Origin of the sequence: Kitasatospora sp. NPDC059973 (assembly GCF_042737525.1) — a bacterium.
Classification (GTDB): domain Bacteria; phylum Actinomycetota; class Actinomycetes; order Streptomycetales; family Streptomycetaceae; genus Kitasatospora.
Map to the genome: position 1 here is coordinate 18618 of NZ_JBHWUI010000107.1, position 11776 is coordinate 30393.

Annotated in this window: 14 protein-coding genes and 1 pseudogene; 4 read left to right on the forward strand and 11 right to left on the reverse strand. The window is 75.6% G+C overall.

The genetic code is table 11. The annotated features are described in order from the left end of the window. Positions 1-132 precede the first annotated feature (132 nt). Positions 133-1098 (forward strand): hypothetical protein, encoded by a 966-nt coding sequence (locus ACFWA9_RS26095; RefSeq protein WP_380390132.1) that lies wholly within the window; start codon positions 133-135, stop codon positions 1096-1098. Positions 1099-1140: 42 nt separating this feature from the next. On the opposite strand, the gene ACFWA9_RS26100 is transcribed toward ACFWA9_RS26095, so the two are convergent. Beyond that, on the reverse strand, positions 1141-1482 hold the full coding sequence (locus ACFWA9_RS26100; protein ID WP_329489162.1) for a helix-turn-helix transcriptional regulator: 342 nt from the start codon (positions 1480-1482) through the stop codon (positions 1141-1143). A 148-nt stretch (positions 1483-1630) separates the two neighbouring features. Between ACFWA9_RS26100 and ACFWA9_RS26105 the strand changes: the two genes are divergently transcribed. Then, positions 1631-2629 carry a zinc-dependent alcohol dehydrogenase family protein gene (locus ACFWA9_RS26105; RefSeq protein WP_380390134.1) on the forward strand — a complete coding sequence of 333 codons (999 nt, stop codon included), beginning with the start codon at positions 1631-1633 and terminating at the stop codon, positions 2627-2629. Between the two features lie 96 nt (positions 2630-2725). Here the strand turns inward: ACFWA9_RS26105 and ACFWA9_RS26110 are convergent, their stop codons facing one another. The 7 genes and pseudogenes from ACFWA9_RS26110 to ACFWA9_RS26140 form a co-directional block, all read right to left on the reverse strand. After that, a complete protein-coding gene (locus ACFWA9_RS26110; protein WP_380390136.1) occupies positions 2726-3220 on the reverse strand; it encodes a SitI3 family protein in 495 nt (164 codons plus the stop codon). A gap of 23 nt (positions 3221-3243) precedes the next feature. Beyond that, positions 3244-3741, reverse strand: a complete 498-nt coding sequence (locus ACFWA9_RS26115) for a hypothetical protein (protein WP_380390138.1) — start codon at positions 3739-3741, stop codon at positions 3244-3246. A 323-nt stretch (positions 3742-4064) separates the two neighbouring features. Continuing rightward, positions 4065-4193, reverse strand: a pseudogene (locus tag ACFWA9_RS26120) (putative T7SS-secreted protein); the annotation flags it as partial. Between the two features lie 43 nt (positions 4194-4236). Beyond that, complete coding sequence (locus ACFWA9_RS26125) at positions 4237-5217, reverse strand: ABC transporter substrate-binding protein (RefSeq protein WP_380390139.1); 981 nt, start codon at positions 5215-5217, stop codon at positions 4237-4239. An 80-nt stretch (positions 5218-5297) separates the two neighbouring features. Next, complete coding sequence (locus ACFWA9_RS26130; RefSeq protein ID WP_329489168.1) at positions 5298-6119, reverse strand: ABC transporter ATP-binding protein; 822 nt, start codon at positions 6117-6119, stop codon at positions 5298-5300. Beyond that, a complete protein-coding gene (locus ACFWA9_RS26135) occupies positions 6119-7171 on the reverse strand; it encodes an iron ABC transporter permease (protein WP_329489169.1) in 1053 nt (350 codons plus the stop codon). Before ACFWA9_RS26135 ends, ACFWA9_RS26130 begins: the two co-directional genes overlap by 1 nt. Then, positions 7168-8226: an iron ABC transporter permease gene (locus tag ACFWA9_RS26140; protein WP_352291469.1), complete on the reverse strand. Its 1059-nt coding sequence runs from the start codon at positions 8224-8226 to the stop codon at positions 7168-7170. The genes ACFWA9_RS26135 and ACFWA9_RS26140 overlap by 4 nt, the downstream gene beginning before the upstream one ends. Positions 8227-8361: 135 nt before the next feature. On the opposite strand from ACFWA9_RS26140, the gene ACFWA9_RS26145 reads away from it, so the two are divergent. Next, a complete protein-coding gene (locus ACFWA9_RS26145; protein WP_329489171.1) occupies positions 8362-9000 on the forward strand; it encodes an HAD family hydrolase in 639 nt (212 codons plus the stop codon). Between the two features lie 12 nt (positions 9001-9012). Here ACFWA9_RS26145 and ACFWA9_RS26150 read toward each other — a convergent pair whose 3' ends face one another. After that, positions 9013-9249, reverse strand: coding sequence for a hypothetical protein (locus ACFWA9_RS26150; RefSeq protein WP_329489172.1), 237 nt, complete (start codon positions 9247-9249; stop codon positions 9013-9015). A gap of 453 nt (positions 9250-9702) precedes the next feature. Between ACFWA9_RS26150 and ACFWA9_RS26155 the strand changes: the two genes are divergently transcribed. Beyond that, on the forward strand, positions 9703-10086 hold the full coding sequence (locus ACFWA9_RS26155) for a cold-shock protein (protein WP_329489173.1): 384 nt from the start codon (positions 9703-9705) through the stop codon (positions 10084-10086). Positions 10087-10102: 16 nt separating this feature from the next. Here ACFWA9_RS26155 and ACFWA9_RS26160 read toward each other — a convergent pair whose 3' ends face one another. Together ACFWA9_RS26160 and ACFWA9_RS26165 are read right to left on the reverse strand one after the other, a co-directional pair. Then, entirely contained in the window at positions 10103-10948 is an 846-nt protein-coding gene (locus ACFWA9_RS26160; RefSeq protein ID WP_329489174.1) for a 1,4-dihydroxy-6-naphthoate synthase, read from the reverse strand. Further along, positions 10941-11735 carry a futalosine hydrolase gene (locus ACFWA9_RS26165; RefSeq protein ID WP_380390143.1) on the reverse strand — a complete coding sequence of 265 codons (795 nt, stop codon included), beginning with the start codon at positions 11733-11735 and terminating at the stop codon, positions 10941-10943. Before ACFWA9_RS26165 ends, ACFWA9_RS26160 begins: the two co-directional genes overlap by 8 nt. Positions 11736-11776 lie beyond the last annotated feature (41 nt).

Below are 11776 nucleotides of genomic sequence, written 5' to 3' on the forward strand. Positions count from 1 at the left end.
GGACCGGGCTCGCGTGGGTGGGGGCCGGGTGGGTAGCGTCACGAGCAGCGGGGATCCGCGGGGCCCGGCGCGGTCCCGCGCGGTCCCGCGAGGTCTTCGGGGACGGGCTCGGGCGAGGCGGGGTGCTGGGTGATGGCGGACGGCGAGTGGTGGCGCAGGCGCGGGCCGTGGAGCGAGCCGTCCGGCGGCGGTGACGGCGCGCGCGGTGGGACGGGTGACGGCGCGGGCGGTCGTGCGGGCGGTGCCGGTGCGGCCGGTGGTTCCGGCGGCCCGGCCAACGAGGACAGCGTGTACGCCACCGGCGCGCCGGTGGTGCCCCCGCGCCCCTCCGCCCCGCCCGCGCCCCCGCGGTCGGGGCGGCCGGCCGGTCCGGACGACCAGGGCTCGCCGTGGGTGGCGGAGTCGTTCCGGGACGCCCCGGCCGACCCGGACGCCCTGCCGTCCCCGCAGCTGTACGCGTCCTCCGACGCCGGGGGCTGGGATCTGGTGATGCTCAACTTCTCGGACGGTCCGGGGGCGGCGATCACGCCGATCCCGGAGCAGCGGGCGGAGGACGGGGAGGCGGCCGCGGCGGCCGGGCCGCCCGCCGAGCCCGACCCGGCCGAGGGCAAGGACAAGGGCAAGCGCAAGGACCAGGACAAGGGCGCGAGCAGGCCGGGAGCCGGGGGCCGGGCGCGGGGCCGGGGGAAGACGACGCCGCCCGAGCCCGCCGCCGCGCCCCCGAAGCCGTCGGCGATGGCCGGCCGCCGCCCGTCGCCGCTCCTGCTGCTCGCCTCGGTGACGCTGGTCGGCGGAGCCGTCAGCGGCCAGATCGTGGTGATGCTGGTGGGCTGGGCGCTCGGCTACATGTCCCGTCAACTGAGCGATCTCACCAGGAAGTTCGCCATTCTCGGGATCCCGCTGGCGACGATCAGCGGGACCAGTCTCTGGTACTGGGGCCGGGCCCAGGGGCGCTGGGGCGGGGGGCTCCAGCCCGGGCAGCCGGCCGGCGAGATCGCCTGGTCGGCGGCCCCGGGCGTGCTCCGCCTCGCGGCCGTGCTGTCGGCGCTGTTCCTGCTCGGCATGGCGCTGAAGAAGCGGCCCCAGCCGGAGGGTTGAGCCGCCCCCGGCCGGGGGACGCGCCGGCCCGGCCCGGTGCGCTCAGCCGCGCTCGCGCTCCACCCGCAGGGCGCCGAGCAGCCCCGGGAAGGCCTCCTCGAACTCCTCGCGGCGCAGCGCGTTCAGCCGCGAGGTGCCGACGTAGTACTGGCGGATCAGCCCGGCCTCGCGCAGCACGTGGAAGTGGTGGGTGGCGGTGGACTTGCTGACCGGCAGGTCGATCGTCCCGCAGGCGAGGTCCTCGACGGCGGTGTCCAGCTCGGCGACGATCCGGCGCCGGACCGGGTCGACCAGGGCCTCCAGGACCTGCTGAAGACCGATCTCCCGGACGTCCGGGTGCGGCGGGATGCGGTGCTGCTGCCCGCCGCGCTGTGCTGCTGCCATGGTTCGGCCACCTCCGGCGCACATGGTACGGCAGCCGTCAAAGTACGACGACGGTCGAAGTTTGACAGCTGACGCCCTTTCGGATCTAGTGAGACGCGGCGGCGCGTGGTCCGCACCGCCGTCACCGACCGGAAGGGGGCGATGCGCGATGGCCAGGACAGTGCGGTTCCACGAGCACGGCGGGCCGGAGGTACTGCGGCTGGAGGACGTCGAGGTCGGCTCGCCGGGCCCCGGCGAGCTGCTGATCCGGGTGGACGCGATCGGGATCAACCGGGCCGAGGCGCTGTTCCGCCGCGGCACCTACCTGGAGGCGCCCCGGAGCTTCCCCGCCGGGCTCGGCGCCGAGGCGGCGGGCGTGGTCGAGGCCGTCGGGGCCGGGGCGGCCGGGTTCGAGCCGGGGCAGCCGGTCAGCGTGGTGCCCGCGTTCTCGATGAACGACTACCCCGTCTACGCCGAGCGCGCGATCGTCCCCGCGGCGGCCGTGCTGCACCGGCCCGCCGGGCTCGGCGCGGTCGAGGGCGCGGCGGTCTGGATGCCCTATGTGACCGCCTACGGCGCGCTGGTGGAGGTCGGCGGCCTGCGGGCGGGGGACACCGTCGTGCTGACCGCCGCCTCCAGCAGTGTGGGCCTGGCCGCGATCCAGATCGCCCGCCGGGCGGGGGCGGTCCCGATCGCCACCACCCGGACCGGGGCCAAGCGGGAGGCCCTGCTCAAGGCCGGGGCGGCCGAGGTGATCGTCACCGAGGAGGAGGAGATCAGCGCGCGGGTGCTGGCCCTGACCTCGGGCCGGGGCGCCGAACTCGTCTTCGACGCCGTCGCCGGCCCCGGTGTGACGGACCTCGTCCGGGCGACCGCCGCCGGCGGCACGGTGCTGCTCTACGGCTGGCTGAGCGGCGAGCCGACGCCCTACCCGAACCTCGACCTCGGCATGCCCGCGGTGAACATCCGCAGCTACGTGATCCACGAGACGACCCGCGACCCGGAGCGGCTGCGCCGCGCGGAGGCCTTCGTCACCTCCGGCCTGCGCACCGGCTCCCTCGCCCCGGTGGTGGACCGGGTCTTCGGCCTGGACGAGGTCGCCGAGGCCCACCGCTACCTGGAGGCCGGCAACCAGCTCGGCAAGATCGTGGTCTCCGTCGACCACTGAGGCGCCGCGGTGCCGGCCGGCAGCGCGGATTCGCCGCCGGTGCGGGAGCGGGAGGTCGGCGGGTCCGACGTCCCGCTCCCGGCGCCGACCCGGAGGTCAGTCGTCCTCGGGGAAGAAGAAGTCCTGGGTCTGCCGCCGGTAGGGCGCCGGCACGGCGGCCAGGCGGTGCGCCGGCCAGAGGTCGGAGCGCTCGCTCAGGGTCAGTTCGCCGCCCTGGCGGACCAGCCAGACGTCCTCGTAGTCGAGGTGCAGCGCGGCGTCGCCGGGGACCCGGCCGAGCAGGCCGAGCGTCAGCCGGACGGTGTCGTCCTGCTGGTCGGAGACGTCGGCCGCCTTGTCCAGGCGGAAGGCCACCGAGACGGTCGCGCCGAAGGGGCGGCCGCCGATCAGCGGGTCCCCCCACGGGATCGCCTTGGTCGCCACCACCCGGACCCAGGTGCCGCGGGCGGTGACGGCGCCGTCGGCGACCAGGGTGCCGGCGTCCTCCCCGGCGCCGAACAGCGCCTGCGGACGGGCGATTTCGTCGAGCTTCTCTGCGACCTCGGCCGCGGTGAGCGGGGTCACCAGGTCGAGGCTGTAGGCAATAGCCATGCTGGGCGTCTCTCTCGGTTCGTCTAGGGGTAGAAGTGGACCACGTTGCCGGACGAGTCGATGACCTTGATCTCCTTGAGACCCTCGATCGGCCAGTCCTGCAGCTGCTTGCGCATGGCGGCCGCGTCGACACCGCTGTCGGAGAGGTTCAGCACGATGCGGTCGGCCTGGCCCGAGTCCACCTTCTTCTGGATGCCGGTGGAGATGGAGCGCGGGTTCGAGGCGGTCGGCGCGTAGCAGTCGAACACCTCGCCCTCGATGCGGTAGTCGGGGTTCTTGGTCGTCCCGGTGACGTTCGGGTTCTGCTCGACCTTGTAGCCGTTGCGCGCCATGATCTCGGCGGACTCGTTCTCCCGCTCGAACGCCCGGCGGGTCGTCGCGTCGGCGTTCCTCGGGATGTTGGTGGTGTGCCCCTCCGGGGTGGCGGCCGGGTCGGCCCCCTTCGACGGCTGGGTGTGCAGCTCGCCGGACCCGCCGCCGCCACCGCCCTCGCCCTCCATGTGGACCCGGCTGGAGCCCATGGCGTCCTGGGCGATCTCGCCCGCGCCGATGCGGCCATCCCGAGACCGGTGGCGATGACGCCGGCCGAGAGCACGTTGACCGGTACGCCCACCACCGCGCCGACGCCGGTGAGGTCCAGGCCGACGCCGAGGACCTCGCCGCCCGCGCCGACCGTGGCGAGGGCGAGCCCGCCCGCGACCTCCAGCGCGGCGCCCGGGTTCTGCAGCATGGCGTTGCCGACCGAGGCGAGGTCCTCCACGACGACCTGGCCGACGTCCCCCAGGAAGTCCCCCGCGTCGGAGAAGAAGTCACCCACGTCGTCCCAGAAGCCGGGCTCCTCGGGGGCCTTGTCGCGCGCGGTGGCGACGGTCTTCGCCGCGGTGTCGCCGGCCGACTTGAGCTGGCCCCGGGCGTTGGCCAGGGTCTGCCGCGCGCCGTCCCGGGTGCTCTCGCCGGGGTCGGTGAAGGGCAGGCCCCGGCGCGGGGCGCGGTCCGGTCACCGGGCCGGTCCCGGCTCAGGCCCCCAGGAAGCGCTGGAGCTGGGCGAGCACGTAGTTCGCCCCGGTGTACCCGATGCCCTGGAACCAGAGCCGGTCGTCCACCTCGAAGGCCCGGTGGGCGCGTACGGCGCCGAGGCCCTGCCAGGCCGGGGAGGCCAGTACGGCCCTGGTGCCGGCCCGTTCCGGGTCGCCGTAGGTGGCGTACAGCAGCAGGTCGCCGTCGGCCCGGGCGATCTGGTCCGCCGGGATCTCGACGTCGAACTGGTCGACGTTCTGCGCGTCCGGCCGGCCGAGCTGGACGTCCGCCAGCACCGTGCCGGGGAAGTTCTGCCGACCGTACAGTCTGATGCCCGCGCCCTCGACGAACCGCACCAGGCCGACCCGGCGCCCGGAGGCCCTGGCGTTCGACAGCGCCTGGACGACCTGGGAGACGTGCCGCTGGTAGGAGCCGACGAAGGCCTCGGCGGCGTCCTGGCGGCCCAGCGCCTGCGCGTGCAGCTGGACGTTCGCCTTCCACGGGTAGCCGGTGGTCTGGGTCAGCACGGTGGGGGCGATCTCGCGCAGCTGGTCGTAGCGGCCGCCGTCACGGGCCTGGTTGGACAGGATCAGATCGGGCCGCAGGGCGCGGATCGCGGCGAGGTCCGGGGCACCGGCGTCGCCGACCCGGGTGAGCCCGGCGACCCGCGAGGCGGGCCAGTAGTCGGGGAAGCCGGTGTCCAGCGGCGCCAGGGCCGCGCCGACGGGGGTGATGCCCAGGGTCAGCGCGGAGTCCAGCTCGGCGGTGTCCAGGGTGACCACGCGCATCGGCGCGCCCGGCACCGCGACCGGGCCCGTCGCGGCGCCGACGGTGGCGTCGGGCACCGGGGTCGGGGTCGGGGTGACGCTCGCGGCGCCGGCGGCGCCGTCGGCGGGCGGGGCGGTGTGCCGGGTGCTGCACCCGGCGAGGGCGGCGGCGCCGAGCCCCGCGAGCAGGGTGCGGCGGGTGAGCGGGGGCATCGGCGGTCCTCGGGCGGGCGGACGGGGAACGGGCGCGCCCGCGGTGGCCGCGGGCGCGTCGATTATGTCCGAATTGCCCGCTAGGCGTCGGCCTTCACCGCCCACGGCGCGCCCGGGACCACCAGCGGGGTACCGGTCACCGGGTCCGGCACGACCACCGAGTCCAGACCGAACACCTCGCGCACCAGCTCCGCCGTCACCACCTCGGCCGGCGGACCCTGTGCGACGATCCGGCCGGCGCGCATCGCCACCAGGTGGTCGGCGTAGCGGGCGGCCTGGTTGAGGTCGTGCAGCACGGCCACCACCGTCCGCCCGCGCTCGACGTTGAGCCGCCGGACCAGGTCCAGCACCTCGACCTGGTGCGCGATGTCCAGGAACGTCGTCGGCTCGTCCAGCAGCAGGATGTCGGTGCCCTGGGCGAGCGCCATCGCGATCCAGGCCCGCTGGCGCTGGCCCCCGGACAGCTCGTCCACGCTGCGCTCGGCCAGTTCGGCGGTGGAGGTGCGCTCCAGCGCCTCGGCGACCGCCCGTTCGTCCTCGGCCGACCACTGCTGCCACCAGCTCTGGTGCGGCTGGCGGCCGCGGGAGACCAGGTCGGCCACCGAGATGCCCTCGGGCGCGGTCGGGGACTGCGGGAGCAGCCCGATCCGCTGGGCGATCCGCTTGGTCGGGACGCGCGCCAGCTCGGCGCCGTCCAGCAGCACCGCGCCCCGCACCGGCTTCAGCAGCCGGCCGAGCGCGCGCAGCAGCGTCGACTTGCCGCAGGCGTTCGGGCCGACGATCACCGTCACCCGGCCGTCCGGGACGGTCAGGTCCAGCCCCTCCACGACCGTGCGCGCCTCGTAGGCGAGGGTCAGGCCCCGGGCTTCGAGACGGTGGGCCGGCGTCGGACGGGCGGACATCAGGAACCTCCACGGCGGGATCGGACGAGCAGCCACATCAGGTACGGCGCGCCGACCAGGCCGGTCACCACGCCGACCGGCAGCTCGGTGGGCGAGAGCAGCCGCCGGGCCAGCAGGTCGGCCAGGACGACCACCAGCGCACCGGTCAGGGCCGAGCAGAACAGCGGGATCTGCGCCGAGCGGGCCAGCCGCAGCGCGATCTGCGGGGCCATCAGCGCGACGAAGTCCACCGGCCCGGCCGCGCCCGCCGCACAGGAGGCCAGCACGACGCCGAGCAGCCCCATGCCGAGCCGGATCCGGTCCAGCCGCAGGCCGAGCCCGACGGCGGTGGCGTCGTCGAAGGAGATCGAACGCTGCGCCCGCGCCGCCCAGAGCGCCACGGGTACGGCGGCCAGCAGCACCCAGGCGAGCCAGCCGGCCTGGTCGTACCCGGAGCCGTTCAGGCTGCCGGTCATCCAGACCTTCGCGGCCTGCGCCTGGAAGCCGTCGCCCTTGGTCAGGAAGACCGAGGTGAGCGAGGAGAGCGCGACGCTGATGCCGATGCCGATCAGCACGAACCGCTGGGCGTGCAGACCGCGCCGCCAGGCCAGCGCGTACACCAGCACTCCGGCCACCAGGCCGCCGGCGACCGCGGCCCACGGCACCTGGCCGGCGGAGCCGACCACGCCGTACGCCATCAGCCCGACCACGGTGGCGGTGGCGCCCCAGGAGACGCCGACCACGTCGGGGCTGGCCAGCGGGTTGCGGGCGACGGTCTGCACCAGCGCGCCGGCCAGGCCGAGCGCGGTGCCGACCAGCAGTCCGACCACCACCCGGGGCAGCCGGAACTCGCCGACCACCAGCTCGTGCGGGCTGGGCCGCCCCAGCACCACCTTCACCACCTCGGCCGGGGAGACGGTGGACTCGCCCAGGCAGAGCGAGGCGACGACGGTGGCGGCCAGCGCCAGCAGCAGGCCGAGCACCGCGACGGCGGAGCGGCGGTGCAGCAGGAAGGAGGCGCGCCCGGCGCGCAGCACGGTGTAGCCCCGCAGCGGGACGACGGAGGCGCTCACGCGGCCACCACCGTGCGGCGCCGGACCAGCGCGACCAGCACCGGCACCCCGACCAGGGCGGTCATCACCCCGGCGGGCACCTCGGACGGCGGGAAGAGCACCCGGCCGAAGGCGTCGGCGAGCAGCAGCAGCGCCGGGCCGAGCACGGCGGAGAAGGTGAGCACCCAGCGGTGGTCCGCCCCGGCCACCGCCCGGGCGGCGTGCGGCACGGCGAGTCCGACGAAGGCGATCGGACCGGCGGCGGCGACCGCCGAGCCGGTCAGCACGGTGGCCCCGAGCGCGCCGACCGCCCGCACCAGGCCGGTCCTGGCACCGAGCCCCTTGGCGGTGTCGTCGCCGAGCGCCAGCGCGTCCAGCCCCCGCGCCACCGCGAACACCAGGACGGTGCCGACGAGCAGGAAGGGCAGCAGCTGCCAGGCCACGTCGGCGGTGCGTCCGGAGAGCGACCCGACGTGCCAGAACCGGAACTGGTCCATCGCGGCGGCGTCGGTGGTGAGCACCATGGTGTTGAGCGAGGCGATGAACGCCGACATCGCCGAGCCGGCCAGCGCCAGCTTGATCGGGGTCGCCCCGCCCCGGCCCCGGCCGGCCAGGCCGTACACCAGCACGGTGGCGATCACCGCCCCGGCGAAGCCGAACCAGACGTACCCGGTGAGGGTGGAGACGCCGAACGCGGAGATCGCCAGCACCACGCCGGCCGCCGCGCCCTGGCTGACGCCGAGGATGCCCGGGTCGGCGATCGGGTTGCGGGTGATGCCCTGCATGACGGCGCCGGCGAGGCCGAGCGCCGCGCCCACCGCGAGACCGACCACCGTGCGCGGCACCCGCAGCTCGCGGACCACCACGGCGTTGGTGGTGTCCCCGCCGTGCCACAGGGCGTCGAGGGTCTCCCCGAGCGGGATGGTGCGGCTGCCGACGGCCAGGCTGAGCAGGACGGCGGCGGCCAGCAGGGCCAGTGCGGCGGCGAGCCACAGTATTCGGCGGCGCGGCAGCGGGCGCGTGCCGGGCGCGGGTGCGGACCGGGGTGCTGCCGTCGGCGCGGTGGTGTCGGTCATGGCTCTCTCTCGCAGATAGCTCAGGCAAACCTAAGTTCCACGGAGAAGCCGGGGCAAATCGCTCCGGACCCCGGCCGGGAGCCGGACCGGGACGGAGCCGGCCGTTCCGGCGGCGGGGTTGGATAGCCTGGCGGCATGCCTGCGACCCCGGACGTCCCGCTCACCGTCGGCTTCGACCTCGACATGACCCTGCTGGACACCCGGCCCGGTATCCGGGCCACCTATCTGGCGCTCGCGGCGGAGACCGGCGCGCACATCGACGCCGACCTCGTGGTCACCCGGCTCGGCCCGCCGCTGCTGGACGAACTGCGCAACTGGTTCCCGGCCGAGCGGGTGCAGGCGGTCGCCGACCGCTACCGCGTGCTGTACCGGGACCTCGCCTTCGCCCCGACCGTCGCCCTGCCCGGCGCGCACGCCGCGATCGACGCGGTGCGCGCGCACGGCGGCCGGGTCGTGGTGATCACCGGCAAGTACGAGCCGAACGCCCGGCTGCACCTGGAGCACGCCGGGCTGCACGCGGACGCGCTGGTGGGGGACCTCTGGGCGGAGACCAAGGGCGTCGCGCTGCGCGAGCACGGCGCCTCGGTGTACGTCGGCGACCACCTCGGCGACATCCGGGGGGCCAAGCACGCGGACGCCGTGGCGGTCGGCGTGGCGACCGGGCCGTACGGCGCCGAGGACCTGCTGGCGGCGGGCGCGGACGTGGTGCTGGCCGACCTCACCGGCTTCCCCGAGTGGCTGGCCGGCCACCTGGCCGCGCGGCCGGTCGGCTAGGGCGCGGGCCGGTCAGGCCCCGGCGTGCACCCGGCGGCGCTGGGCGCGGGCGGAGAGCAGCAGGCCGGTCAGGGCGAGCAGGAAGCCCAGCGGCATCAGCATGCTCAGCCAGTACGCGGCCGTCGGCAGCGGCGTCAGGTGCAGGAACAGCGGGACGAAGGTGACCAGGGTGGCGAGCGCGCCGAACCCGAAGACGATCGCTCCGGCCTTGACGTAGGCGTCGCCGCGGTCGGCGCTCTGGCTGCTCACTGGGGTGCTCCTCTGCGGTCGGTCGGCCGTCCCAGTCTGGCAGAGGACGCCGCCCGCGCCGGCGGTGGACCGTTTCGGGGGCGACCCGTCCGGTCACGTTGCGCAGTTTCCCGGAAGCTGGGAGTTTTGATCCCTGCTGGGCGGGGGTATGCACGCTGTGCCGAGGGGTGCGACAGGTGCGCCCCGTCTCCTCAGACCGGGGGTGTGAGCCAGTGGAAAGCGCGAAGCCGCGTCCCGGCCGTGCCAGTACCTGGTCGCCGGTGGCCACCAGAGCCCGGTACGGATCCTCCGCGGATCGCGGATGAGGCAGTGACTGACCGTTAGTCTGCTCTCCACAGCGTGCTGACCATGAGCGCCCCACGGGCGCGGAGCCGAGGTCGGCCCGCCCTCCACCACCCAGTGATCCCCGGCCAGGGCCGGGATCCCTCACACCCACATCGAGGACTGTTCGAGATGCCCACCGGCCAGGTGAAGTGGTTCAACGAGACGAAGGGCTTCGGCTTCCTTTCGCGCGACGACGGCGGCGACGTCTTCGTCCACACCAAGGCGCTGCCCGCCGGTGTCACCGTGCTGAAGCCCGGCCAGCGGGTGGAGTTCGGCGTGGTCGCGGGCCATCGCGGCGACCAGGCGATGGCCGTGCAGCTGCTGGACGCGCTGCCGTCGGTCGCCGCCGCCACCCGCAAGAGCGCGGACGACATGGCGGCGCTGGTGCAGGACCTGATCACCATGATGGACGCGGTGCTGCCCGGGCTCCAGCACGGCCGCTACCCGGCCAAGCCGACCGGCCAGAAGCTGGCCGGGGTGCTGCGCGCGGTGGCCGACCAGTTCGACGTGTAGGCCGGTCCGGCCGTCCTCAGGCGTCCAGCGCACCCGGGTCGAGCGGGGGTACCAGCCCCTCGGCGGCGGCCCGGGTGAGCAGCGCCCGCACCGCGGCGTAGCCGTCCTCGCCGAGGTCGGCGGTGAACTCGTTGACGTACAGACCGATGTGCTGGTCGGCGACGGCCGGGTCCATCTCCTGGGCGTGCGCGAGCACGTACTCCCGGCTGGCCGACGGGTCGGCCCAGGCCTGGCGGACGGAGGCGCGGATCGCCTCGGTGACCGCGCGCAGCCGTTCGGCGCCGAGCGAGCGCCTGGCGATGATCGCGCCGAGCGGGATCGGCAGGCCGGTCTCGCGCTCCCAGGCCTCGCCCATGTCGGCCAGGCTGCGCAGGCCGTACTGCCGGTAGGTGAAGCGGGCCTCGTGGATCACCAGGCCGGCGTCCACCCGGCCGTCCCGGACGGCGGGCATGATCTCGTGGAACGGCAGGACGACGATCTTCCCCAGACCGCCGGGCACCGCCTTGGCCGCCCAGAGCCGGAACAGCAGGTAGGCGGTGGACCGCTCGGAGGGGACGGCGACCGTCCGGCCGCTCAGGTCGTCGCCGGTCTCCGGGCGGGTGAGCACCAGCGGGCCGCAGCCGCGGCCGAGCGCGCCGCCGCAGGGCAGCAGCGCGTACTCGTCCAGCACCCAGGGCAGCGCGGCGTAGCTGACCTTCAGGAGGTCCAGTTCGCCGCGCTCGGCCAGGCCGTTGGTGACGTCGATGTCCGCGAAGGTGACCTCGGGGGCGTCCGCGCCGGGCACCAGGCCGTGCGTCCAGGCGTGGAACACGAAGGTGTCGTTCGGGCAGGGCGAGTGGGCGATGGTCAGCCGTTCAGCCACGGCGGGCCTCCTCGGAGGTGGTCAGGAGCTCCGGGTAGGGGAGCGCGGTGAAGGCCCGCTCCAGCGCGGCGAGGGCCTCGCCGATCCGCCAGGCGGCCCGGTCGCGGGGGCCCACCGGGTTGGAGACGGTGCGCAGCTCGAAGACCGGCACCCCGTGTCGGGCGGCGGCCTCGGCCACCCCGAAGCCCTCCATCGCCTCGGCCACCGCGCCGGGGTGGCGGGCGGTCAGGGCGGCGGCGCGGGCGGCGCTGCCGGTCACCGTCGAGACGGTGAGCACGGTGCCGGTGACCACCGGGGAGTCGCCGGCCGCGGCGCCCAGCGCCTCGGCGGCGCGGGCCACGGCGGCCCGGGCGGGGGTGTGCCGCACCGTCCCGAAGCCCAGTTCGGTGACGTCGGCGAAGCCCTCCGGGGTCTCCGCGCCCAGGTCGGCGGCGACGATCGCCTCGGCGAGCACGGTCGCGCCGACCGGCGCGGCCGGGGCGAACCCGCCGCCGATGCCGGCCGAGAGCACCAGGTCGTACTGGCCGACGGCGAGCGCGGCGGACGCGGCCGAGGCGGCGGCGGCCGGGCCGACCCCGCCCGCCAGCACGTCCACCGTGACCCCCGAGGAGTGCTCGGCGCGGTGCAGCCCGCCGCCGGGCACCGGCACCGGGGCGGCCTCCGCGTCGTCCTCGCGGCGCCCCAGGCCCCGCAGCACGGCGGCGGCCTCGGCCGGCACCGCGACGACGACGAGCAGTCGGCCCCGCCGGGGGGCCGACGGCACGGCCGCGTGGAGTCGCCCGGTCAACGGACGGCCGGGCAGGCGACCTGGGTGGTCAGCTGGACGGA

Coding starts and splice junctions, on each gene's coding strand:
- ACFWA9_RS26095 (WP_380390132.1), top strand. CDS start 133: ATGGCGGACGGCGAGTGGTGGCGCAGGCGCGGGCCGTGGAGCGAGCCG.
- ACFWA9_RS26100 (WP_329489162.1), bottom strand. CDS start 1,482: ATGGCAGCAGCACAGCGCGGCGGGCAGCAGCACCGCATCCCGCCGCAC.
- ACFWA9_RS26105 (WP_380390134.1), top strand. CDS start 1,631: ATGGCCAGGACAGTGCGGTTCCACGAGCACGGCGGGCCGGAGGTACTG.
- ACFWA9_RS26110 (WP_380390136.1), bottom strand. CDS start 3,220: ATGGCTATTGCCTACAGCCTCGACCTGGTGACCCCGCTCACCGCGGCC.
- ACFWA9_RS26115 (WP_380390138.1), bottom strand. CDS start 3,741: ATGGGCTCCAGCCGGGTCCACATGGAGGGCGAGGGCGGTGGCGGCGGC.
- ACFWA9_RS26125 (WP_380390139.1), bottom strand. CDS start 5,217: ATGCCCCCGCTCACCCGCCGCACCCTGCTCGCGGGGCTCGGCGCCGCC.
- ACFWA9_RS26130 (WP_329489168.1), bottom strand. CDS start 6,119: ATGTCCGCCCGTCCGACGCCGGCCCACCGTCTCGAAGCCCGGGGCCTG.
- ACFWA9_RS26140 (WP_352291469.1), bottom strand. CDS start 8,226: ATGACCGACACCACCGCGCCGACGGCAGCACCCCGGTCCGCACCCGCG.
- ACFWA9_RS26145 (WP_329489171.1), top strand. CDS start 8,362: ATGCCTGCGACCCCGGACGTCCCGCTCACCGTCGGCTTCGACCTCGAC.
- ACFWA9_RS26155 (WP_329489173.1), top strand. CDS start 9,703: ATGCCCACCGGCCAGGTGAAGTGGTTCAACGAGACGAAGGGCTTCGGC.